The sequence below is a fragment of the Staphylococcus gallinarum genome, assembly GCF_000875895.1.
Lineage (GTDB): Bacteria > Bacillota > Bacilli > Staphylococcales > Staphylococcaceae > Staphylococcus > Staphylococcus gallinarum.
On record NZ_JXCF01000010.1, the window covers coordinates 74,314 to 97,662 of the forward strand.

Below are 23,349 nucleotides of genomic sequence, written 5' to 3' on the forward strand. Positions count from 1 at the left end.
ATTAGTGGACATCATTCAATTAAATATCTTGCATTTTCTTTTCTTTTAAACCTTACAATAATAGATGGAAAAAAATAAAATTATGAAGAATAGAATGACTTAAATTGTAACCATTTAACATGGTCATAAAATAATAAGGGGATTTTCCTATGCATTTAGGAAAATCCCTAATTTTTGTATATTGTGAAAAAATGTACAATGTTTATGAAATATATTAATAAGCGAAGTGATTTCAGTTAAAAGGAACGAACTTGTGAGAGGGTGTATAAAATGAAAAAGTTTGGGCTTAAATTTTTTAAACCAACAGAAAAATTTAATGGTAATTGGTCAATCTTAGAGAGCAAAAGTCGTGAATGGGAGAAAATGTATAGAGAACGATGGAGTCATGATAAAGTTGTGAGGACCACACATGGTGTGAATTGTACTGGTTCTTGTTCGTGGAAAGTTTTTGTTAAAAATGGGGTTATTACTTGGGAAAATCAACAAATCGATTATCCTAGTTGTGGTCCTGACATGCCTGAATTTGAGCCAAGAGGGTGTCCGAGAGGTGCATCATTTTCATGGTATGAATATAGTCCGTTACGTGTTCGATATCCATATATAAGAGGAAAGCTTTGGGAGTTATGGACTGCAGCATTAAAGGAATATCATGATAATACTGTTGCAGCGTGGGCGTCTATCGTTGAAGATGAAGAAAAAGCCAAAATTTATAAACAAGCACGAGGTAAAGGTGGCTTAGTTAGAACAAACTGGAAAGATGTATCACAACTGATTTCGGCACAAATCATATATACGATTAAAAAATATGGACCTGATAGAATTGCTGGCTTTACACCAATACCTGCGATGTCGATGTTAAGTTACGCATCTGGAGCACGATTCATTAGTTTACTTGGGGGAGAGATGCTAAGTTTTTATGATTGGTATGCAGATTTACCACCAGCATCACCACAAATTTGGGGTGAGCAAACAGATGTACCAGAATCAAGTGATTGGTACAATGCGTCATATATTATCATGTGGGGATCAAATGTGCCATTAACTAGAACTCCAGACGCTCATTTTATGACTGAGGTTCGTTACAAAGGAACAAAGGTTGTATCAGTAGCACCAGACTATGCTGAGAATGTTAAATTTGCGGATAATTGGTTATCTCCAAACCCTGGAACGGATGCAGCAGTAGCACAAGCGATGACACATGTTATTTTACAAGAGTTTTATATTGATAATCCTAATGAGCGCTTTATCAATTATTCAAAACAATATACAGATATGCCATTTGTCATCATGTTAGATAAAGATGATAAAGGTTATAAAGCAGGACGTTTTTTACGGGAAAATGATATTACATCTAAAACAACGAATGGTGATTGGAAACCTGTTATTTTTGATGGTAATAGTGAGCGTTTAACTGTACCAAATGGAACTATTGGACAAAGATGGGAACAAGGTAAGGCATGGAACTTAAAGCTTGAAGATGAACAAGGACAACCGATTAATCCATTGTTATCATTTGCTGAGTTAGACCATGAACACGTTGATATTCAATTTCCTTATTTCGATAATAATGGAAACGGTATTTTTGAAAGAACAATTCCCGTCAAAAAGATTACTTTGGAAAATGGTGAAGAAAAATATATTACTACAGTGTTTGATCTAATGGCGAGTCAATATGGTGTGAAACGCTTTGACCATGCGTTAGAAGCCAATGGTTATGAAGATAAAACATCATACTACACACCAGCATGGCAAGAACAAATTACAGGTGTGAAACAGGATTTAGTTATACAAGTTGCCCGTGAGTTTGCACAAAATGCCATCGATACTAAAGGTAAATCCATGATAATAATGGGTGCAGGGATTAATCATTGGTTTAATTCAGATACGATTTATCGTTCAATTATTAATTTAATCTTGCTTTGTGGTTGCCAAGGTGTAAATGGTGGGGGTTGGGCTCACTATGTAGGACAAGAAAAATGTAGACCAATTGAAGGGTGGAATACAATTGCCTTTGCAAAAGATTGGCAAGCACCTCCACGATTACAAAATGGAACAAGTTGGTTCTATTTTGCTACAGACCAATGGAAATATGAATTATCAACTGTAGATAGTTTGAAATCACCATTAGCAGATCACATTAAACATAAGCACCCAGCAGATTATAATGTATTAGCAGCGAGAGCTGGATGGTTACCATCCTATCCTCAATTCGATAAAAATAGTTTATCTTTTGGTGAAGATGCGAAAGAAGCAGGAGAGTTCAATAACGAACAAGTCATACAGCGTGCTGTTGAATCTGTAAAAGCACGTAAAACTAAATTTGCAATAGAAGATCCAGATGCTAAACAGAACCATCCTAAAACATTATTCTTATGGCGCTCTAATTTAATTTCAAGTTCTGCAAAGGGCCAAGAATATTTTATGAAACACTTATTAGGAACAAAATCAGGATTATTAGCAAATCCAAATGAAAATGATAAACCAGAAGAAATTAAATGGAGAGATGATACTGAAGGAAAGTTAGACTTACTTGTATCTTTAGATTTCCGTATGACATCAACGCCTTTATATTCTGACATTATTTTACCAGCGGCAACTTGGTATGAAAAACATGATATCTCATCAACAGACATGCATCCATTTGTTCATCCATTTAACCCAGCTATTGATCCGTTATGGGAGTCGCGTTCAGATTGGGATATCTTTAAGTTATTAAGTAAAACTGTATCCGAAACAGCTGAAAAATATATGCCAGGAAATTATAAAGATGTTGTAACAGCACCACTTGCACATGATTCAGAACAAGAAATCGCGAACGTCAACGGTATTGTTAAGGATTGGACTAAAGGAGAAATAGAAGCAATACCTGGAAAGACAATGCCTGCGTTTAAAGTTGTTGATCGTGATTATACAAAAATATTTGATAAATATGTAACGGTTGGACCATTGTTAGAAAGCACTAAAATCGGTGCACATGGTGTTAGTTATTTTGTAAAAGAACAATATGATGAATTAAAAGGATTGGTTGGAACTTGGGAAGAAGCAGATCATGAATCTGTGAAACACCAGCGCCCACGTATCGATACTGCCAGAAGAGCAGCAGATGTTGTTCTCAACCTTTCTTCGGCAACAAATGGGAAATTATCACAAAAATCTTATGAAGATTTAGAGCAACAAACTGGTATGACTTTAAAAGATATCTCAAGTGACAGAGCATCTGAAAAGATTTCATTCTTAAATATTACAGCACAACCAAGAGAAGTAATACCAACAGCAGTATTTCCTGGTTCAAATAAAAATGGTCAACGTTATTCACCATTTACTACAAATATTGAGCGTCTTGTACCATTTAGAACATTAACAGGTAGACAAAGTTATTATATTGATCATGAAATATTCCAACAATTCGGTGAAAGCTTACCTGTGTATAAACCAACATTGCCACCTTTAGTATTTGGTAATGATGATAAACAAATAGTTGCAGATAAAGAAACGTTAGTCTTACGTTATTTAACGCCACATGGGAAATGGAATATTCATTCGACTTATCAAGATAATCAACACATGCTGACGCTCTTTAGAGGTGGGCCTACTGTTTGGATTTCAAATGAAGATGCTGCGGCACATCATATTGCCGATAATGAGTGGCTAGAAGTATATAACAGAAACGGTGTAGTAACTGCTAGAGCTGTCGTCTCTCACAGAATGCCTAAAGGTACTATGTTTATGTATCATGCACAAGATAAGCATATCGAAACACCCGCTTCACATATTACTGACACTAGAGGTGGATCACATAATGCGCCAACACGTATTCACCTTAAACCAACTCAACTCGTGGGTGGTTATGCTCAAATTAGTTATCATTTTAACTACTATGGACCAATTGGAAACCAAAGAGATGTGTACGTAGCAGTAAGAAAACTTAAGGAGGTTGATTGGCTTGAAGATTAAAGCACAAATTGCAATGGTATTAAATTTAGATAAATGTATTGGTTGTCACACGTGTAGCGTTACTTGTAAAAGTACATGGACCAATCGACCTGGTGCAGAATATATGTGGTTTAACAACGTTGAAACAAAACCAGGTATTGGCTATCCGAAACGCTGGGAAGATCAGGAACAATACAAAGGTGGATGGTACCTAAATAAAAAAGGAAAATTAGAATTAAAATCAGGTAGTAGATGGTCAAAAATTGCATTAGGGAAAATATTTTATAATCCAGATATGCCAGTTATTAAAGATTATTATGAGCCGTGGACATACAATTATGAACATCTTACTAATGCAAAAGCAGGAAATCATTCACCTGTAGCTAAGGCACACTCACTATTATCAGGCAATAAATTAGATTTAGAATGGGGGCCAAACTGGGAAGATGATTTAGCTGGTGGGCATGTTACAGGACCAGAAGATCCCAATATTCAACGTATTGAAGAAGATATTAAGTTTAAATTTGATGAAACATTTATGATGTATTTACCTAGACTTTGTGAACATTGCTTGAATCCAAGTTGTGTGGCATCTTGTCCTTCTGGCGCAATGTATAAACGAGATGAAGATGGCATTGTGCTAGTAGACCAAGAGGAATGTAGAGGTTGGAGATACTGTATGACAGGTTGTCCATATAAGAAGGTTTACTTCAACTGGAAAACAAATAAAGCTGAAAAATGTACATTCTGTTTTCCAAGAATAGAGGCAGGTTTACCAACTGTATGTTCAGAAACATGTACAGGACGTATGCGTTATTTAGGCGTACTACTGTATGATGCCGATAGAGTTGAAGAGGCCGCTAGTGCAGAGAATGAACAGGAGCTATATGAAAAGCAATTGGATTTATTCTTAAATCCATTTGACGAAGCGGTAATTGAACAAGCCCAAAAAGATGGTCTTTCAATGGAATGGATCGAAGCAGCACAAAATTCACCTGTCTACAAATTAGCAATTGAATATAAATTAGCATTTCCATTGCATCCTGAATATCGAACAATGCCAATGGTATGGTATTGCCCACCACTGAGTCCGATAATGAGTTACTTTGAAGGTAAACAGGCACAAGCGGGTAATAGAAATCCAGATATGATATTCCCTGCAATTGAAGAAATGCGTTTACCTATTCAATATTTAGCTAGCCTATTTACTGCTGGCGACACTGAACCTGTTAAACTTGCCTTGCAAAAAATGGCAATGATGAGAAGTTATATGCGTTCAGAAATTACAAATAAAGACTTTGATCATTCAAGGTTAACGAGACTAGGTTTAACAGAACGCCAAACTAAAGATATGTATCGTTTGCTAGCTATTGCTAAACATGAAGATAGATTTGTAATTCCGACATCACATAAAGAAGCATATATGGATACGTATCGTGCTCAAGGTAGTCAAGGGTATGGTGGAGAGTACTTCGGTTCAAATTGTGATGGTTGTGGTGTTCCAGTAGCCGTTGAATCTGGAAAATCAGGTCAAGAAATCTATAATGAACAGTTTTATGGGGGAATATTCCGTGATTAACTTTAAGCTATTTGAACAATATCAAACCTTACTTGGTTACCATGCACAGTTGTTAGATTTTCCAAATAAACAAACGTTTAAAAGTGAAACGTTTAAACAAATTGTAGATGAAACACAGCCGTCATATGAGGAATTAAAAGCTTTCAAAGCAGAGATAGAACAATATTCAATCATTGAAGTACAACAATTATATTCAGATACGTTTGATTTTAATAAAAAAGCACCGTTGTATATGACCTATAATAAATTTGATACTCAAAAGGAACGTGGTCAATTACTAGCGAAACTAAAAGTATTATATGAAATGTTTGGTTTAAAGATGGTAGATCAAGAGTTATCGGATTTTCTTCCATTGATGCTTGAATTCTTATCTGTTGCAAATTGGAATGAAGATGATCGGGCAATTGATAATATTGAATTTGTCATCATGATTATAGAAGATGGTACGTTTGCAATTTCTGAGCAATTAGCGAAATCGCAAAATCCATACTATCATTTAATACGTTCGTTACGTAAAACGCTTAAGGCTTGTATTGAACTAGAACAGATGAATGAGGTGAAGTAAATGTTGAATCAATTTTTGTGGGTTATCTTACCTTATATCTGTATGGCTACATTTATAATTGGACATATTGCACGTTATAGATTTGATAAATTATCTTGGACTGCAAAATCTAGTGAATTTATTGAAAAGAAACAACTTAAATGGGGAAGTATCTTATTTCATTTAGGTATTGTTCCTGTTATTATGGGTCACTTTGTCGGTTTAGTGATACCAGCATCTTGGTTAGAGGCACTAGGTGTCAATGATCATTTATATCATATAGGTGCAGTGTATATTGGAAGTGTATTTGGTATAATAACGTTGATAGGTATGTTGCTATTAACGGCACGACGACTTTCTATTAAGAACGTTAGAAGGTTAAGCTCTGCATTAGATATAATTGTTAACATTTTCTTATTACTTATTGTATTTATGGGCTGTTATGCAACGATTGTCACTAATGCAGTTACGCCAACTTTTGATTATAGAGAAACTATTTCAATTTGGTTTAGAAATTTATTTGTATTCTCTCCTAATGCCGATTTGATGGTACAAGTACCTATTGCATTCAAAATGCATATTCTATTAGGCTTTGCGATCTTTGCACTTTGGCCGTTTACTAGACTGGTACATGTATGGAGTGTTCCTTTCACATATGCGAGTCGTAGTTATATTGTTTACCGTAAACATAAAGTGTGAATGGAGGAAATAATTTGAATTTAGTCACATTAAATGAACATTTAGATTATCAATCAGCTTTAGATAAGTTAAGGATTGATGAGGATTTTGATTTTGCGGGATTAGCATTTTACGAAAATGAAAAGCAAGTTTCACCAATAAAATGGCACTATGTCTCCGGAAATTTAAATGATCGTTATAAGTTAATTGTACTAAGAAAAGGTAAAGGTTTGGCTGGTACAGTCATGAAAACAGGTAAACGTATGATTATTGAAGACGTGAACCATGATGACATTATATTTGAAAAGCATAAGTATCCAATTATTATGAGTGAATCACTGACAGCTATGATAGCTATTCCATTATGGTATGAGCACTATGTTTATGGCGTATTGTTGTTAGGCCAACGTGACAATAAACCTTTACCATTGCAACATAATCAAATTTCTATAATTAATAAATTTGGAATCTTTAAAGAAGAAGATTAGGTGATAACGTTGATTTCAAAAAATAAAGATACATTAACTCAGTTATTATTTCAGTACTTTAATCACACTAACGAGATGATTGTTTTTGTTGATGCTTCTGGAAGTGTAATTGCAAAGAATGATGCAGCAAAGGAAATCATTGCAGAAGATAATGATTATCAAGGAATGACACATGCGATTTGTAATCGTTGTGACGGCTATACGAATGAATATGATTTACAATCATGTGTAAATTGTTTTTTAGAAGCAAAGGAAATTGGTAATTCTAGCTTTCAAGTATTTATGAAAACAACACATGGGACTATTGAGCCTTTCACAGCGACGTATCAAACTATAGATGAAGCTACAGGAGTCAAAGCATTTACATTACAAAATGTGTCACCACAAATTGAAAGACACGATAAAATGTATCAAAGACAAATGATGCAAAAGACAATACATGCACAAGAAAATGAACGCAAGCGTATTTCACGAGAATTACACGACAGCGTCATTCAAGAAATGATGAATGTGGACATTGAATTGAGATTAATGAAATATCAAAAGGATGTCGATAGCCTAATTCACAATTCGTCAAAGATAGAAGGACTTGTTACCAAATTGATTGATGATATTCGTAATTTATCAGTGGAATTGCGTCCATCTTCTTTAGATGACTTAGGATTAGATGCAGCATTTAAATCATATTTTAAACAAGTCGAAGAAAATTACGGTATACATGTGATTTATCATTGTAATTTATTAACACAACGCTTTGATAATGAAATAGAAACGGTGATATATAGAATTGTGCAAGAAGCCGTGTTTAACGCTATAAAATATGCAGAAATTGATTTCGTGGATGTTGATATAGAGGTCACTGATGAGCGATTAGTTGCTAAAGTCGTCGATAAAGGAAAGGGTTTTGACAAATCAGCACAACCTAAAGGCACAGGTTTAGGATTATATGGAATGAATGAACGCGCGGAGTTAATAAATGCGAAAGTTAATATAGATACAGATATTGGGAAGGGAACAAGTGTAACAGTTGAAGTTCCATTATAAGTATATAAGGAGATTTTAAGTTGAGAATTGTAATTGCAGATGATCATGCCGTAGTACGAACTGGGTTTTCTATGATTTTAAATTATCAGGAAGATATGGAAGTTGTGGGGACAGCAGCAGATGGGGTGGAAGCATATCAGAAAGTAATGCAACATAAACCCGATGTACTCATCATGGATTTAAGTATGCCACCAGGAGAATCAGGTTTAATAGCTACGAGTAAGATTAGTGACAGTTTTCCTGAAACTAAGATACTCATATTAACGATGTATGATGATGAAGAATATCTCTTTCATGTATTGAGAAACGGCGCGAAAGGTTATATCTTAAAAAATGCGCCAGATGAACAGTTATTACTAGCGGTGAGAACGATTTATCAAGGTGAAACATATATTGATGCAAAATTAACAACTTCACTAGTAAAAGAGTTCGTCAATCATTCAAATAAAGATATTAAAGATAGCACGGATCCGTTTTTAATATTATCAAAACGAGAATTGGAAATCTTACCACTTATTGCCAAAGGATATGGAAATAAAGATATTGCTGAAAAATTATACGTATCTGTAAAGACAGTGGAGGCGCATAAAACACACATTATGCAAAAGTTAAATTTAAAATCCAAACCAGAATTAGTTGAATATGCAATGAAGAAAAAGTTAATAGACTTTTAATAGTGATACGTTTTAATCTTATGAAAGCCATATAACAATATGATTGTAGTTAATTGTATTGTTGTGTGGCTTTTTATATTGCTTATTAAATTAATGTGATACTCAGGTTGTTTCGTATAGGGAATTTATATATTTACTCAAGGGAAATTCCTTATGTTCATTTTTTCACAAAGATTCTAAAATTATAGTTAAAGATATACTACTAGGTTACTCACTAGTACAAGAGTTGATTTGTTATTAGCAATACATGACTAACAAGTAATTGTGTGTAGCATTTTGACTAAAAATTAGACTTTAAATTATTGTTAAGGATGAAGGTGAATATGAATGCGAAAGTCAACGGGTAGTTTTCAATTGGTCTTGCAGACATTAAGTTTAGTGGCTGGATTTATGGCGTGGAGTATCATTGCGCCATTAATGCCTTTTATTAAAGAAGATATACAAATAAGTGGGAGTCAACTATCAATTATATTAGCTATTCCAGTTATTCTAGGTTCTGTTTTAAGGGTGCCTTTTGGCTATTTAACAAATATCATAGGGGCCAAATGGGTATTCTTTAGTAGCTTTATAATTTTATTGTTTCCAATTTACTTCTTAAGTAATGCACAATCACCTATAATGTTGATGGCTGCAGGCTTCTTTTTAGGTGTAGGTGGAGCAGTATTTTCTGTGGGAGTAACTTCAGTACCTAAATATTTTCCTAGAGCTAAAGTAGGATTAGCAAATGGAATTTATGGTATGGGGAATATCGGAACTGCCATTTCTTCTTTTTTAGCCCCTCCTATTGCCGGAATAATTGGCTGGCAATCAACAGTGAGATGTTATCTAGTCATAATCGCAATTTTTGCATTATTAATGTTCTTGTTAGGTGATGCCAATGAACAAAAAATTAAAGTTCCGTTACTACAACAATCTAAAATTTTATTTAAAGATTTGAAATTATATTACATGAGCTTTTGGTATTTTATTACATTCGGAGCATTTGTTGCATTTGGCTTGTTTTTACCAAATTACCTGGTTCAAAATTTTGAGATTTCAAGTGTTGATGCTGGTATTAGATCAGGTATATTTATTGCTTTGGCGACATTTTTACGACCTTTGGGAGGCGTATTAGGTGATAAATGGAATGCAGTTATCCTATTAATTATAGATTTTATTTTTATGATTATAGGAGCATTAATCTTAAGTTTTTCAGCACATATTATTCTATTTACAATAGGGTGTTTGTTAATTAGTCTATGTGCTGGATTAGGGAATGGTTTAGTATTTAAATTAGTGCCATTTTACTTTGCCAAAGAGTCTGGTGCAGCGAATGGTATTGTTTCCATGATGGGAGGCTTAGGTGGATTCTTCCCACCTATTGTCATTGCTTATGTCACATCAATCACTGGTACGAGCCATCTGGCATTTGTATTCTTAGCATTATTTGGTGTGATCGCAATAATAACTATGTATCATATTGTAAAACGTGATAAATTAACTTTTAAATAATAAAAAATAGGCGTCCACAGTGCAATTACATTGTGGACGCCTATTTGATAGGCTGATATATATTTAAATCACTGTTCAAGTGATGGATAAGATCAAGAATATTAAATGAATATCGTTATACTTCACACCATCGTCAAATTCACTATAGTGCTACTTATAAAGTACTGTCTATTTAAATGTTAATTAATTTCAATGCGTGTTGCTTTATTTTCTTCAGCAGGTAATTTTGGCAGTGTTACACGTAAAATACCGTTATCATGCGCTGCAGTAATACCTTGTTCATTGACATTGTCAAAGTTAAATTGTCGTTTTAAATCGCTATAACTGCGCTCTTGATGAATGATTTTGCCAGCTGAGTCCTCTTCGGTATTCAATTGAGCTTGTTTTGCTTCAATAGTTAAAATGTTTTTATCGAATGCTAAACTGATATTTTCCTTTTTAATACCTGGTAATTCTGCTTCAATTAGGTAATAATCTTCAAGTTCCGTAACATCAGATTTGATTTGTGTTTGATTTGGGAATTGATCGAATATTTGCTTGCCGAAATCTTTAAATAAGTCGCTAGGGTTTACATCAAAAATTGAATTGTTAAATGGTTTCTTTTCAAAAGCCATGAGCAATCACTCCTTAATTTGTATAAAGTATTTTATTAATCAATGTTAATTTGTGTTTTACTTTGTTTCATTGGTAAGTTAACGATTAGCATACCATCTTCCATTGTGGCATTAATATTTGTAGTATCGATGTGTTTAAAAATAAATTGTCTACTTTGTTTTTTAGTATTTCTTTCACGAATCAAGTACTGTTGTTCATTTTCAGTCGCTTCATTGTCAGAACGCTCTGCTGATATTGTTAAAATGTTGTTGTCGTATTCAATGTTAATATCTTCTTTATTAAAACCAGGGAGTTCTGCGGTAATTGTATAGTTATTACTTTGTTGATAAACATTTACTTTGAAATTTGAATTTCCAAGTAGCATATTATCAAATAAATCAGTTGGTAAATGACGTGTTTGTCTATATTGAATCATCTCTAAAACACCTCTCCTTTAACTTTATGATTACATTATAAAACTATAGTCAAAGAAAGTCAAAGTCAAAGGCTTATACGTTTGAAAATTTTATTATGTTGATATTGTGGTAGGTGACTAGAAGGCATTGATTAAAGAAATTGAGCGCTGATAGATAAAGTTAAATATAAAAAAGAGGCAACTAAAAGATATAGAACGTCAACGTTAATGCAACTTCCTACTTTTAATCTACCTCGTAAGTATATATTAAATTTCTTTTGTAAAATGTTTATTTACAAATTTTTGTAATGTTTCCTTTAAGTCGATAGCTTCTTCTTTGTCCATATCAAATTCACTAAAGACTTTTTTAGAGATACCTAATAAAGGCTCTTTTACGTTTATTCCTTTTTCAGTTAACGCAATTTGTAAATTACGTTCATCATCAAGTTCACGTGTTCTTGTTACGTAACCTTTTTTCTCAAGTTTTTTTAATAAAGGTGTTAGTGTACCTGAATCTAAGAATACACGTTCTCCAAGTGTTTTGATATTAATCTTGTCTTCTACTTCAATTGCGAGTAGAACGATATAACCTGTATAAGTTAAATCAAATTCTTTTAAATATGAAGTATATTTTTTAATTATTTCCTTTGAAGAAACATAGAATAGAAAACAAAGTTGTCTTTCTAGGTTACTATCTTTTTCCTTCATTTAATCACCCCTTTTGAATGTTAACCTTATTATGAAGTGTAGGCGCTGTCAAGGAATGGTTGCGCCCATTTAGTGTTTTAAAATTATTAGATTTCGATAAATATTATAACTAAAACCGTAATGTTTACGACAACATATTTGCTCAAAAGTAAATGATTGTATGCTTTTGATATGTATTTGCTAGTTGCATATATAGTTAATATAAGAAGATTTTGTTACAAAAATACCTTTACTCTTTATAAATTTATTATTATAAGTCATACTATTATCATTGTAGATAATAATATATAAAATACATTAAAACATTACGCTTAACGCTAAGCTATTTTAAATGAAATTGCTTGAACTAAAGGAGAATTAAGATGAAGACATTTTTTAAAATTTTTGGGCTTCTAGTGGTGTCATTGATTATTGCAATTGCATTTTTCTTTGGCTTAAGAACTTATCAAGGTCATAAAAATTTAGAGTTAGTAGATCACTATTTGAAAGAACAAAATTTAACGCAACAAGTTAAATCTGAAAAAACACTCTATAGTGCTAAAAAAGGGTTATACTATAAAGAAGTTAAATTTAAAGATGATCCAGATGTAACTTATGTGGTTCAACCTATCGCTACTTATAAAGGCATTGTGGTTCAAGCTTTTGATTCAGAAACAAAAGAGAATATTAAGCATGCAAAACATAATAAATTCGAGAAAGATTATAAGCCTAAAAAATAATTAATCATTATAAATGTTATTAGCACTATAAGCTAAACAATAATGAATAGGTATCATTTCTAATCATCCATTATCGCTGAGTCAGTAGTTATCTTTAACAAGGTAGCTACTGGCTTTTTTATCTGCGTATGATTTCGCTTACATTATATATGTTACTCAAATATATATAATGGTAAAAGAGAAGTTGGTTTCAACAGGGAGACCTTAACAATAAAGCAAGATTATCGTTAAATGATTATCTTTAATTTTAAATCAATGTAAATCATACTAGAAGGTCAATTTAAAGGTATGTTACTTATCTACATAAGTTTGGTGTAATTAGTTATATAAATTAGTGATTTGTACTCTATAGCGTAAAAATTTTATATCTAATTTATATTTATTTTGCTATAATTATTTTGTCAGAAGAAGGGGAGAAACATCATGGCAATTTTTAGAAAAATAAGTTTACCGATGCAGGTTGTTATCGCATTGGTTTTAGGTGTAATCGTTGGGTTACTACTTTACGGACATGAAGAACTCGTTAATTATATTAAACCATTTGGCGACATCTTCTTGAATTTAATTAAAATGATCGTAATACCTGTCGTTTTCTGTTCCTTAGCTTTATCTATTTCTAATGTAGGTGAATCAAAAACGGTAGGGCGTTATGGAGTTAAAACAATTGTGTACTTTGAAATTATCACAACAGTAGCAATTGGATTAGGGATTGTATTTGCTAATATATTCAAACCTGGTATAGGGCTAGATCCTGATAAACTACCAAAGGGTGACATATCAACTTATGAATCGTCAGCTAAAGCAGCTGAACATTCTACATATGGTAATCATTTTATTGATACGATTGTAAATATTGTTCCAACAAATTTTTTCGAAGCCTTAAACAAAGGTGATTTATTACCAATTATCTTTTTTGCAGTCTTTTTTGGTATTGGATTATCAGTTATAGGTGAAAAAGGACAACCTGTAAAGGATGTATTGAGTGGCACGTTAGATGCAGTTTTTTGGATGATTAATAAAATTCTTAAATTAGCACCATTAGGTGTTTTTGCTTTTATATGTACGACAATAATGACTTTCGGGGCAGCGGCGTTATTACCATTACTTAAATTATTGCTTGTAGTTATCGGGGCTATGATTTTCTTTGTAGTGGTTGTGTTAGGTATTGTCGCGAAAATGTGTGGTGTTAATATCTTTTCAATCATGAAGATCTTGAAAAATGAATTAATTTTAGCATTTTCAACTTCAAGTTCAGAATCGGTATTACCTATTATTATGCAGAAAATGGAAAGATTTGGTTCACCTAAAGATGTAACATCATTTGTAGTACCTATAGGTTACACATTTAATTTAGATGGTTCAGCACTGTATCAATCTATTGCAGCATTATTTGTAGCGCAAATGTATGGTATCGACATGTCTATTGGACAACAAATTATGTTGATGGTTACGTTGATGGTAGCATCAAAAGGTATGGCTGGCGTCCCAGGTGTCTCTATCGTAGTGTTAATTACTACATTAACGTCAATGGGCTTGCCTGCAGAAGGATTGGCTTTAATAATTGGAATTGACCGTATATTAGATATGGTGCGTACATGTGTAAATGTAATGGGAAATGCTTTATCTACAATTGTTATTGCAAAATGGGAAAATGTATATGACAAGGAAAAAGGACAAGCATATTTAAAATCAATTTAATTTTTATTTCTGACAAAGTTAGGCTGTAGAACATAAAATTTACAGACTACCGAATAAACATATTTAGATTAGCTATGGAGAATTCTATGACGATAGATTTTTTCATAGCTATTTTTATTTAATATCTAAAATTGTTGGCTCGCTTTCCTAGGGGCCAGCTTCAGCCTGTAGTCTTCAGCTTGTCCTGTTCCCTAAGGAGTCTCGCCAACATATGTCTTTCAGATGAAGGTTCTAATTTTATTGATAGTACATAACAAGAAGCTAATGCCAATAGAAATAGTTGTTTGAAAAGGTTGATTGTTACTAAGGAGTCAATTTATTTCTTAAATATTTTGAAAAAATAGCCCTTAAATGCAAAGTTATTGTCATTTAAGGGCTATTAGGCAATTGATTATATGTCAAAATGAATTAACTAGCATTGATTCCCTGATAGTGAAATGAATTTTTTATACACTGTTTTGTGACAATGTTTAGGAAACATCAATGATTTAAAGTTAAAACATTACATTCCTTTCATATCGCCCATATCATGTATTTTCATCATAAGTCCATGAGGTACATCATCATGTTTAACTACTTTCATCTCGCTGAAAGAATCGTCACCTTCGGATTTTACTAACTTAACAAAATCACCGTGTTTAGGTGAGAAACCATCTTCCGCTGGTAATTTGATATTTTCTTCTACTTCGTGATCTTTTTCGCTGACAATCTTTTCAGCAGTTGTATTATTTTTCATATAGCCATAATATGTTTCCTTTTGACCGCTAGACATCATCATAATTACTAAAACGACAGCGACGATAATCATGGCTGCACTTAAAATGATTGCAAATCCTTTTTTATTCTTCAAAATAAAAGCTCCTTTTTATTGGTTTCTTTCCTCTGTTATATCTAAAATGTATTGTTTATGCAATCGATACTAAAGAAAAGTTCTATTTTATTCACATATTAATCAATACTTATATCGTAAAATTGTTGTACTAATAATTATAGCTTTAATTTCTACTAATACAGATATACTTAATTTCATTATGATGTAGTTCAAAAGCAATGGGTTGATTTTTGTATTCAAGTTGCTTGAGTTCGGATTTAGGATAGCTAGATTGTTCTATATAATTCAATAATTTTTTATCAATACCCATAGCGTTTAAAGTGGGTGGTAGTGAAAAATCAATATAGCCATGATTACGATTTAAAGTTTGTATAAATATAGTCAACATTGTAGTGATATCTGGATAAATAAAAGTGAACTTTTTCGGCATTTGCGGTGAAATAGTGTGTTCAGTTGAGTTGAATAATAGTAAATGTGTGCAATATTTATCTTTGACCGCTAATAAATTATTTTCTAAAGCTAAGGGTTTATTTATAAAAGGCTTTAAAAACTGATATAAGTACATCAAAGGCTCATACATATAATGTTTATTCATCAATGACAAGTCACTCGTAGCTGATTTGATTAATTTGTAACCCACACCTGAACCTTGTTTAATCATAATTAACATGTGACACATTAAATCAGAAAGTGCAAGTGGTGCGTGTTCGTCATAGAGTTTGAAACAATGTTTACTTACATGAGCATAAACAAATTTTGATTTATGTATGGAAGTGATGTCGATGACTTTATTAAAACAATCTAGAAAAGTCATCGTTTGGTCAAATGCGCTTGAATACTTTGTCAGACATTGTCTAGTGTTATCAGATTCAATATCAATAAAATAAAAATCATAGGCATAATGTGACAGATAATCGAAGGTCTTAGTGATAGATTTAGTCTGTTTAATCGCGCCTTCAATTGTTATTGCAAGTTTAACCTTTACCTCTAAATTATGAGCGCTTATATAAATATCGTGTGTTTCCTTTAAGGAAAGGTGATCAGTATCAAGTAATAGCAAGAAATAACGCATAAAGCGCTGTCGATAATACTCAGGTTTATAATTAAATACTTGAATAATCATCGACTCAATCATCTTGTATTCAGTAAATGTTTTGATGCGCAATCCTAAACGAACATTCTGCAAAAATAAACTATCAATAAAATCGATGATTGCTAGTAAGTTTAATCGCTCAAGGTTAAAGTAGCCGATATTATTAATAAGCAAATAAACTTCAGCAATATCATGGAAATTAAGCTTTGCTATTAAATTAGATTGCATAATTTCAATTAAATCATCTGCATGAATAAATATTGTTGGAAATTTCGTTTTGTCGTTGTAAATTAAATGATTTAAATCAATATGATCAGTTTGATTATGTGCTGCTGTAAAAGATGGTAAATGTTCAAAATAAGAAGTAAGGTCCATCTCATCTTTATTAATTAACTGTATGGAGGAGTGATTTGATAACATGAATTTTTTTCTAAGCATATTTGGTGTATCAGCTAAGAAATTTTTGAATTGTTGTGTATAACTCGCATAATGATTAAAACCAAGTGCTTCGGAAATGGTATGTATCGCTTCATTACTTTGGAATAAAGGTTTGAATGAAAGGCCTATTTTTAAACTAGACACATAGTGTTTAAAGCTTATCCCTAAATATTTTTTAAATAGAATAGAAATATAAGGTGCAGTAACATAGAATACCGCCGTAATATCTTTGGAAGAAATTGAGTTGGTCGCATTGCTATTTATAAATTTGGTGATGCTGTTTAATAATGCACTCTCAGTGGTGATCTTCGGTAAATATTGAGTGTCAGAATTTACACTTGCCTCATCATTTAATAGCCTTATCAACTCAGTTAAATTACTATATTTAATTGGTTCTTGATGACTCAATTTAGCCACTATGTTTAATATGAAATGCTTAATATAATCTGCAGATTGTATTAATTTGTAGTTGTAATGATAATTAAAAAATGCATCGTCTATCGTATTGAAATGGCATAAAGGAATATTAACTTCAATTAAATGTTCTGCATGCAATATTTCATAAATATCATTATGATTTATTAAAACAAGTGCCTGGTTTAATGTAATATTTTTGCCATTCAATCTCATTTGCAGTTTATGATTTAAAGAAAATAGAAGTTTAATTTTCCCAAGACAACGTTGAGGACAAGTTGTTAAATAATTATGTATATAAATCGTACTATTCATAATATTGCAACTCCTGCTTAAATATATCGTATAACGCTTAATAGTTATTATTATATAACAAAATGTTTAAAGTTTAAGCGTGTTAATTATAAAATTGTAACAATATTGTGAAGTTAAAATAATTATAGAAAAAATTATTTATTGAATGAGTGTATTAAATAAACGCCTATAATATACAGCGATTATTCATCAAAAGCCTATTAAAGACTGTCATTTTGCAATTCTTAATTTCATTGATTATAGCGATAAAATTCTAAATGGTCTTTGAATTTACTGAAAAACCCTAAATTCTTAATAAAGCGTCACAAAAAAGCTATTGCGTTCTTAACTGAAACCGATTACAATGATAACATCAAACAGAAATTGGAACCGGTTCTATTTTTACGAGGAGGCTTATCAATGAGCTATAAAAAATCTGCTGAAGAGATTTTGACAGCTATAGGTGGAGAAGAAAATATTGATGCGATGGCACACTGTGCGACGCGTTTAAGACTAGTGTTAAAGGATGAAAGCAAGGTTAACGAGCAAGTATTATCTGATATGGATGTCGTGAAAGGGACATTCTCAACAGGTGGACAATACCAAATCATTATTGGTTCAGGGACGGTAAATAAAGTCTTTGCAGAAATGGAGAAATTAACTGGGAAAGAGGCTTCGACTACGGCTGAAGTTAAAGCTGAAGGTTCTAAGAATGCAAATCCATTCCAAAGATTTGTGAAAATGTTATCAGATATATTTGTGCCAATTATTCCTGCCATTGTAGCAGGTGGTCTATTGATGGGGATTAATAATATACTTACGGCACCAGGTATATTTTATGATGAACAGTCATTAATTGATGTACATAATCAGTTTAAAGGTCTAGCAGATATGATTAATATCTTTGCGAATGCACCTTTCACTTTATTACCCATACTGATTGGTTTTAGTGCTGCAAAGCGTTTCGGAGCGAATGCATTTCTAGGTGCAGCACTAGGAATGATCTTAGTGCATCCGGATTTGATGAATGCATATGATTATCCAAAGGCACTTGAACAAGGAAAGACAATTCCGCATTGGAACATCTTTGGATTTGAAGTGAAGCAAGTCGGTTATCAGGGTCAAGTATTACCAATGTTAGTTGCGACATATATCTTAGCTAAGATAGAGAAAGGGTTAAGAAAGGTTGTACCTACTGTTCTAGATAATTTATTGACACCATTATTATCCATATTGGTTACAGCATTTTTAACATTTTCATTTGTAGGTCCAATTACACGTACATTGGGTTATTGGTTATCTGATGGATTGACTTGGCTTTATGAATTTGGCGGTGCTATTGGTGGACTTATCTTTGGTTTACTTTATGCGCCAATTGTTATTACGGGTATGCATCACAGCTTTATCGCTATTGAGACACAACTCATTGCTGATAGTGCGAAGACTGGAGGATCATTTATCTTCCCAATTGCAACAATGTCTAATATTTCCCAAGGTGCAGCAGCTTTAGCAGCATTCTTTATTGTTAAAGAGAACAAGAAATTAAAAGGTGTAGCATCAGCAGCAGGTATTTCTTCGTTACTTGGCATTACTGAACCTGCAATGTTTGGGGTTAATTTAAAGTTGAAATATCCATTTATTGGAGCGATTGTTGGTTCAGGTATTGGTTCAGCTTATATCGCGTTATTTAAAGTTAAAGCGATTGCTTTAGGGACAGCTGGTATTCCAGGGTTTATTTCTATAAGTGGGCAACATAGTGGTTGGCTACATTATGGTATCGCGATGGTTATTACATTTGTCATTGCATTTGTTTTAACGTTTATTCTATCGAAAAGAAATGCATATAAACAAGACTCAAAATAAATTAAAATGCTTATATGAAGTAAGTATGAAATAATAAACGTCAATTGCTATTGAATTTAAATTAGCAATTGACGTTTTCTTTATTGTTATTAAAAATTAGCGTAATGTAACAATTAAACTGTAGCGTTAATCATTGTCGACACGTTACAGCTTTTGCTTTCTCCATAAGAAGGCACCAACACAAGATACAAATATAAGAGAAATACCAATAATGATAAGCCATGAGACATAGCTATGTTCATTGAGAGGTAAGGGCACATTCATACCAAAGAAACTAAAGACGAGCGTTGGCAAAGTTAAAAAGACCGTAAATAACGTAAGTGTCTTCATCGTGTTGTTCATTTCATTAGAAAGTAGTGATGCATATGATGTGGTAATACTTTCTAAGATGTCTGTGTATAATTCTGTAGTTTCAATGGCTTGATTATTTTCAATTACTAAATCTTCTATTAACTCTTCATCTTCATCAAAACGCTTAATTGCAGGTAGACGGAAAAGCTTTTTAATAATGCCATCATTTCCTTTTAATGCTGCTAAGAAATAGACTAAACTTTTCTCAACTTCCATTAAATTATAAAGTTGTTTATTTGTTACATTGTTTTTAAGTTCACGTTCGATACGTAAACGTGTTTTATTTAATAGTCTTAAATTTCTGTTATAGTGATTGGCAATGGTTAATAATATATTAAGCGCAAAGCGACTATGAAAGTTAAGATTAATGTTATGTCGTTTGAAGTTTTCAAGGAATTCATTTTCGACATTGCATACAGTCATTATCTTCTTATTACCAATAATAATCCCCAATGGAATGGTAATAAATGACAAAACTTTTAAGTTTGTGTCATTGACTATTGGGATATCGATAATGATTAGTGAATATCTAGATTCATCATCATATTCTACACGAGCGCTCTCTTCTAAATCTAAAGGATCTCGTAAAAAATCTTCAGGTATATTATATAATTGCATTAAATTTTCTATTTCATCCCTTGAAGGATCGACAACATTGATCCAAGATGCATTATGGTCTAATGAAGTTTCGATTATCTCTCTAGTTTCTGCGTGTTTATATGCTGTAATCATAATCCTAGTATATCCTTTCTAATAAAATACTTTTTAATATTATCGGACAAATAAATAGATTACAAGTTAAATATTGTTATTCTACAATTTTCTGCTCTTTAGCCATCAGTCTTAAAGGGCCATTAAATATGATTTTGAAAAGGTGATTGACTAATTCAGTAGGTGGCATGCGGTTATCATCTTTAACCCAGTGCTTTATAAATGCAAACATTGCACCTGATGTGTAGCTAAAAAAATAATCTATTGGAACGTCAGCAATTTTATTATCTATAGAAGAAAATTTTTGCATATTGCCATACATGATATTTGCTATTTTTTCTTCGAGTTGGCTTTTTCTATCGAGGTTGAATATTGCTTTATAAAATTCAATATGGTTATAAATATAATTGACTACTTTGAGTAAAATTTGTTCGGTAAACACCTTAGCGAAAACTTCAGGTGGTAAATTGTTGTTGATATACTGATCAAGTTTTACTTCATTCGTTAAATCGAACGTGTATTCATCTTCTAAACTCGAAAGCAGTAAATACTTATCTTCATAATGTAAATAAAAGGTACCTCTATTAATATCTGCACGTTGTGTGATGTCTTGGATAGTAATTTTCTCTAAATCTTTTTCAGTGAGTAATTGAATAAATGCAGACTTTATTGCTGCTTTTGTTTTTCTAACGCGTCTATCATTTTCCATAAAAAACCTCCAAGTAAATAGACAATTTTAAACACATTGTTGAGAAATAGACAATGCGATGTATATTGCATATTGTTTCTCTAGTTAAGGTCATTATAATAAACAAAGTATTAATTAAACAACACATTGTATATTTAAGGAGGTAAAACAAATGAATATATTTAAAAATAAACTATTATGGATTGCACCGATTGCAATCATTGTATTATTGATCATACTAGCGACAGCTTTTTATCCTGCATATAATCCGTCACCTAAATCTTTACCTATAGCAATTGTAAATCATGATAAAGGTAATAATATGCAAGGTCAAAAAGTGAATGTGGGTAAAAATTTGGAAGATAAATTAACAGATAGTGATTCAGATAAGATTAAATGGGTAAGCGTTGACAGTGCAAAAGAAGCACGTAAAGGTTTGAAAGAGCAAAAATATTTTGGTGTGGCAGTAATTGAACAAGACTTTTCAAAAAATGCATTATCTAAAACCCAAAAATTAGTAAGTGACAGTAAACAAGCAGAAATAAAAGAGAAAGCAGCTAGTGGTGAAATACCACCTGCACAATTACAACAAATGAAAAAGCAAATGGCTAATAAATCAGGATCAACAACTGACGTAAAGCAAGCTAATATCAAAACAATCGTTAACGGTGGAGCTAGTATGCAAGCTGTACAAATTGCGAATAACGTATTAAGTAAAGTTGGAGAAAATGTTAATAGTCAGATTTCACAACAAAGTTTAGAAATTTTAAATAAACAAGATGTTAAGGTATCTGCTAAAGATATTAAAGATGTAACGAATCCAGTATCAATCGATAAAGAAACAATAAATAAAGTTAAATCTCATCAAGCGAATGGTAATGGTCCGTTCTTGATGTTTATGCCAGTATGGATGAGTGCATTAGTCAGCTCTGTATTGTTATTCTATGCTTTTAGAACAAGTAATAATATCAAATTAAGTCAACGTTTGATTGCATCGCTTGCTCAAATGACTGTAGCAGTAGTTACTGCATTTATTGGTGGTTTCGGTTATATTTATTTCATGTCTGAAGTGCAGGACTTTAACTTTGATGATATAAATAAAATTGCTATATATGTTTCAATTGCTATTATTGCATTTATAGGATTGATCTTAGGAACGATGTCATGGTTAGGAATGAAAGCAATACCAATTTTCTTCTTATTAATGTTCTTTAGTATGCAATTAGTGACATTGCCGAAACAATTCTTACCACAGTTCTATCAAGATTATATTGTAAGTTGGAATCCATTTACACATTATGCTAATTATTTAAGAGAATTGTTATATATGAACCAGTCATTGGAAATGAATTCAACAATGTGGATGTTTATCGGCTTTATGATATTTGGTATTGTCTCAATATTAACTGCAACAATGATTAGAAAGCATAGTGACAAACGAACTGAAGTTCCTTCGTAAAATATTAATCATTTAAAAAATCTAGGACATATACTCCAAAAAAAGAAGCGCTCATTTATCTGAGTGCTTTTTTTATATAGTATTTTATATTGTTGGCTCGCTTTCCTAGGGGCCAGCTTCAGCCTGTAGTCTTTAGCTCGTCCTGTTCCCTCAGGAGTCTCGCCAAAATATTTCTTAAAGAAAAGTATTTTACATTAAGATACAAATGTTAAATTTCTATAGGAATGTAAATCATCCAATCCACAAATTTGCATCTATTTTTTGTTCAATATTATATATTATTGGCTCGCTTTCCTAGGGGGCCAGCTTCAGCCTGTAGTCTTCAGCTCGTCCTGTTCCCTCAGGAGTCTCGGCAAAATACTGCTTAAAGTATTATGAAATTACATCAAAATGATTATGGAAAATAACAGCTATTAAGCACTCTAAAGGACAATTGCATTGGAATAGGAAACCACCTTTTTTGTAAAAGTAATAAAAATGGTGATGAAATAAATGGAGACTTAAATATTAAGATGCAATTAACTTTTAAGAAGAGAATCTTAACCATATGCGAAGTTAGAAATGGCATTAAGCATAATTTAGGCTTTGATAAAGGTAAGTATGGTTGATATTATTTGAAAAAGCGTTTTCATTGTATAGCC

Annotated in this window: 19 protein-coding genes; 12 read left to right on the plus strand and 7 right to left on the minus strand. The window is 32.2% G+C overall.

From position 1 onward, the window contains the following. The first annotated feature begins 270 nt into the window (after nucleotides 1-270). From SH09_RS08755 to SH09_RS08790, 8 genes are all read left to right on the plus strand, one after another. Nucleotides 271-3,954 (plus strand): nitrate reductase subunit alpha, encoded by a 3,684-nt coding sequence (locus SH09_RS08755; protein ID WP_042739277.1) that lies wholly within the window; start codon nucleotides 271-273, stop codon nucleotides 3,952-3,954. Further along, the gene (narH, locus tag SH09_RS08760; protein WP_042739278.1) at nucleotides 3,944-5,512 is read left to right on the plus strand and encodes a nitrate reductase subunit beta; all 1,569 of its coding nucleotides are present in this window, start codon (nucleotides 3,944-3,946) and stop codon (nucleotides 5,510-5,512) included. The genes SH09_RS08755 and narH overlap by 11 nt, the downstream gene beginning before the upstream one ends. Continuing rightward, a complete protein-coding gene (narJ, locus tag SH09_RS08765; protein ID WP_042739279.1) occupies nucleotides 5,505-6,077 on the plus strand; it encodes a nitrate reductase molybdenum cofactor assembly chaperone in 573 nt (190 codons plus the stop codon). The genes narH and narJ overlap by 8 nt, the downstream gene beginning before the upstream one ends. After that, nucleotides 6,078-6,755 carry a respiratory nitrate reductase subunit gamma gene (gene narI, locus SH09_RS08770; RefSeq protein ID WP_042739280.1) on the plus strand — a complete coding sequence of 226 codons (678 nt, stop codon included), beginning with the start codon at nucleotides 6,078-6,080 and terminating at the stop codon, nucleotides 6,753-6,755. Nucleotides 6,756-6,769: 14 nt separating this feature from the next. Then, nucleotides 6,770-7,222, plus strand: coding sequence for a nitrate respiration regulation accessory nitrate sensor NreA (gene nreA / locus SH09_RS08775; protein ID WP_042739281.1), 453 nt, complete (start codon nucleotides 6,770-6,772; stop codon nucleotides 7,220-7,222). Nucleotides 7,223-7,231: 9 nt separating this feature from the next. Next, the gene (locus SH09_RS08780) at nucleotides 7,232-8,266 is read left to right on the plus strand and encodes a sensor histidine kinase (RefSeq protein ID WP_235307487.1); all 1,035 of its coding nucleotides are present in this window, start codon (nucleotides 7,232-7,234) and stop codon (nucleotides 8,264-8,266) included. Between the two features lie 20 nt (nucleotides 8,267-8,286). Next, complete coding sequence (nreC, locus tag SH09_RS08785; RefSeq protein ID WP_042739282.1) at nucleotides 8,287-8,940, plus strand: nitrate respiration regulation response regulator NreC; 654 nt, start codon at nucleotides 8,287-8,289, stop codon at nucleotides 8,938-8,940. 327 nt (nucleotides 8,941-9,267) lie between these two features. After that, nucleotides 9,268-10,431, plus strand: a complete 1,164-nt coding sequence (locus SH09_RS08790; RefSeq protein WP_042739283.1) for a nitrate/nitrite transporter — start codon at nucleotides 9,268-9,270, stop codon at nucleotides 10,429-10,431. A gap of 179 nt (nucleotides 10,432-10,610) precedes the next feature. Here SH09_RS08790 and SH09_RS08795 read toward each other — a convergent pair whose 3' ends face one another. From SH09_RS08795 to SH09_RS08805, 3 genes are all read right to left on the minus strand, one after another. After that, a complete protein-coding gene (locus SH09_RS08795; protein WP_042739284.1) occupies nucleotides 10,611-11,045 on the minus strand; it encodes an Hsp20/alpha crystallin family protein in 435 nt (144 codons plus the stop codon). Nucleotides 11,046-11,080: 35 nt separating this feature from the next. Next, nucleotides 11,081-11,461, minus strand: coding sequence for an Hsp20/alpha crystallin family protein (locus SH09_RS08800; RefSeq protein ID WP_042739285.1), 381 nt, complete (start codon nucleotides 11,459-11,461; stop codon nucleotides 11,081-11,083). 246 nt (nucleotides 11,462-11,707) lie between these two features. Next, nucleotides 11,708-12,148: a MarR family winged helix-turn-helix transcriptional regulator gene (locus tag SH09_RS08805; protein ID WP_042739286.1), complete on the minus strand. Its 441-nt coding sequence runs from the start codon at nucleotides 12,146-12,148 to the stop codon at nucleotides 11,708-11,710. A gap of 362 nt (nucleotides 12,149-12,510) precedes the next feature. Between SH09_RS08805 and SH09_RS08810 the strand changes: the two genes are divergently transcribed. Beyond that, nucleotides 12,511-12,867 (plus strand): DUF3139 domain-containing protein, encoded by a 357-nt coding sequence (locus SH09_RS08810; protein ID WP_042739287.1) that lies wholly within the window; start codon nucleotides 12,511-12,513, stop codon nucleotides 12,865-12,867. A 423-nt stretch (nucleotides 12,868-13,290) separates the two neighbouring features. Then, on the plus strand, nucleotides 13,291-14,565 hold the full coding sequence (locus SH09_RS08815) for a cation:dicarboxylate symporter family transporter (protein ID WP_042739288.1): 1,275 nt from the start codon (nucleotides 13,291-13,293) through the stop codon (nucleotides 14,563-14,565). Nucleotides 14,566-15,067: 502 nt separating this feature from the next. Here the strand turns inward: SH09_RS08815 and SH09_RS08820 are convergent. Both SH09_RS08820 and rsp read right to left on the minus strand, forming a co-directional pair. Beyond that, the gene (locus SH09_RS08820; RefSeq protein WP_042739289.1) at nucleotides 15,068-15,415 is read right to left on the minus strand and encodes a DUF4889 domain-containing protein; all 348 of its coding nucleotides are present in this window, start codon (nucleotides 15,413-15,415) and stop codon (nucleotides 15,068-15,070) included. A 145-nt stretch (nucleotides 15,416-15,560) separates the two neighbouring features. Next, nucleotides 15,561-17,657 (minus strand): AraC family transcriptional regulator Rsp, encoded by a 2,097-nt coding sequence (rsp, locus tag SH09_RS08825; RefSeq protein ID WP_042739290.1) that lies wholly within the window; start codon nucleotides 17,655-17,657, stop codon nucleotides 15,561-15,563. Between the two features lie 399 nt (nucleotides 17,658-18,056). Between rsp and SH09_RS08830 the strand changes: the two genes are divergently transcribed. Continuing rightward, nucleotides 18,057-19,499 carry a sucrose-specific PTS transporter subunit IIBC gene (locus SH09_RS08830; RefSeq protein WP_042739291.1) on the plus strand — a complete coding sequence of 481 codons (1,443 nt, stop codon included), beginning with the start codon at nucleotides 18,057-18,059 and terminating at the stop codon, nucleotides 19,497-19,499. 144 nt (nucleotides 19,500-19,643) lie between these two features. Here the strand turns inward: SH09_RS08830 and SH09_RS08835 are convergent, their stop codons facing one another. Both SH09_RS08835 and SH09_RS08840 read right to left on the minus strand, forming a co-directional pair. Further along, a complete protein-coding gene (locus SH09_RS08835) occupies nucleotides 19,644-20,582 on the minus strand; it encodes a magnesium transporter CorA family protein (RefSeq protein ID WP_042739292.1) in 939 nt (312 codons plus the stop codon). A 76-nt stretch (nucleotides 20,583-20,658) separates the two neighbouring features. Continuing rightward, on the minus strand, nucleotides 20,659-21,270 hold the full coding sequence (locus SH09_RS08840; RefSeq protein WP_042739293.1) for a TetR/AcrR family transcriptional regulator: 612 nt from the start codon (nucleotides 21,268-21,270) through the stop codon (nucleotides 20,659-20,661). Nucleotides 21,271-21,421: 151 nt separating this feature from the next. On the opposite strand from SH09_RS08840, the gene SH09_RS08845 reads away from it, so the two are divergent. Then, nucleotides 21,422-22,708, plus strand: coding sequence for a YhgE/Pip domain-containing protein (locus SH09_RS08845; protein WP_042739294.1), 1,287 nt, complete (start codon nucleotides 21,422-21,424; stop codon nucleotides 22,706-22,708). Nucleotides 22,709-23,349 lie beyond the last annotated feature (641 nt).

Coding starts and splice junctions, on each gene's coding strand:
- SH09_RS08790 (WP_042739283.1), top strand. CDS start 9,268: ATGCGAAAGTCAACGGGTAGTTTTCAATTGGTCTTGCAGACATTAAGT.
- SH09_RS08840 (WP_042739293.1), bottom strand. CDS start 21,270: ATGGAAAATGATAGACGCGTTAGAAAAACAAAAGCAGCAATAAAGTCT.
- SH09_RS08830 (WP_042739291.1), top strand. CDS start 18,057: ATGAGCTATAAAAAATCTGCTGAAGAGATTTTGACAGCTATAGGTGGA.
- SH09_RS08810 (WP_042739287.1), top strand. CDS start 12,511: ATGAAGACATTTTTTAAAATTTTTGGGCTTCTAGTGGTGTCATTGATT.
- SH09_RS08805 (WP_042739286.1), bottom strand. CDS start 12,148: ATGAAGGAAAAAGATAGTAACCTAGAAAGACAACTTTGTTTTCTATTC.
- SH09_RS08835 (WP_042739292.1), bottom strand. CDS start 20,582: ATGATTACAGCATATAAACACGCAGAAACTAGAGAGATAATCGAAACT.
- SH09_RS08755 (WP_042739277.1), top strand. CDS start 271: ATGAAAAAGTTTGGGCTTAAATTTTTTAAACCAACAGAAAAATTTAAT.
- narI (WP_042739280.1), top strand. CDS start 6,078: ATGTTGAATCAATTTTTGTGGGTTATCTTACCTTATATCTGTATGGCT.
- SH09_RS08795 (WP_042739284.1), bottom strand. CDS start 11,045: ATGGCTTTTGAAAAGAAACCATTTAACAATTCAATTTTTGATGTAAAC.
- SH09_RS08815 (WP_042739288.1), top strand. CDS start 13,291: ATGGCAATTTTTAGAAAAATAAGTTTACCGATGCAGGTTGTTATCGCA.
- SH09_RS08800 (WP_042739285.1), bottom strand. CDS start 11,461: ATGATTCAATATAGACAAACACGTCATTTACCAACTGATTTATTTGAT.
- rsp (WP_042739290.1), bottom strand. CDS start 17,657: ATGAATAGTACGATTTATATACATAATTATTTAACAACTTGTCCTCAA.
- SH09_RS08845 (WP_042739294.1), top strand. CDS start 21,422: ATGAATATATTTAAAAATAAACTATTATGGATTGCACCGATTGCAATC.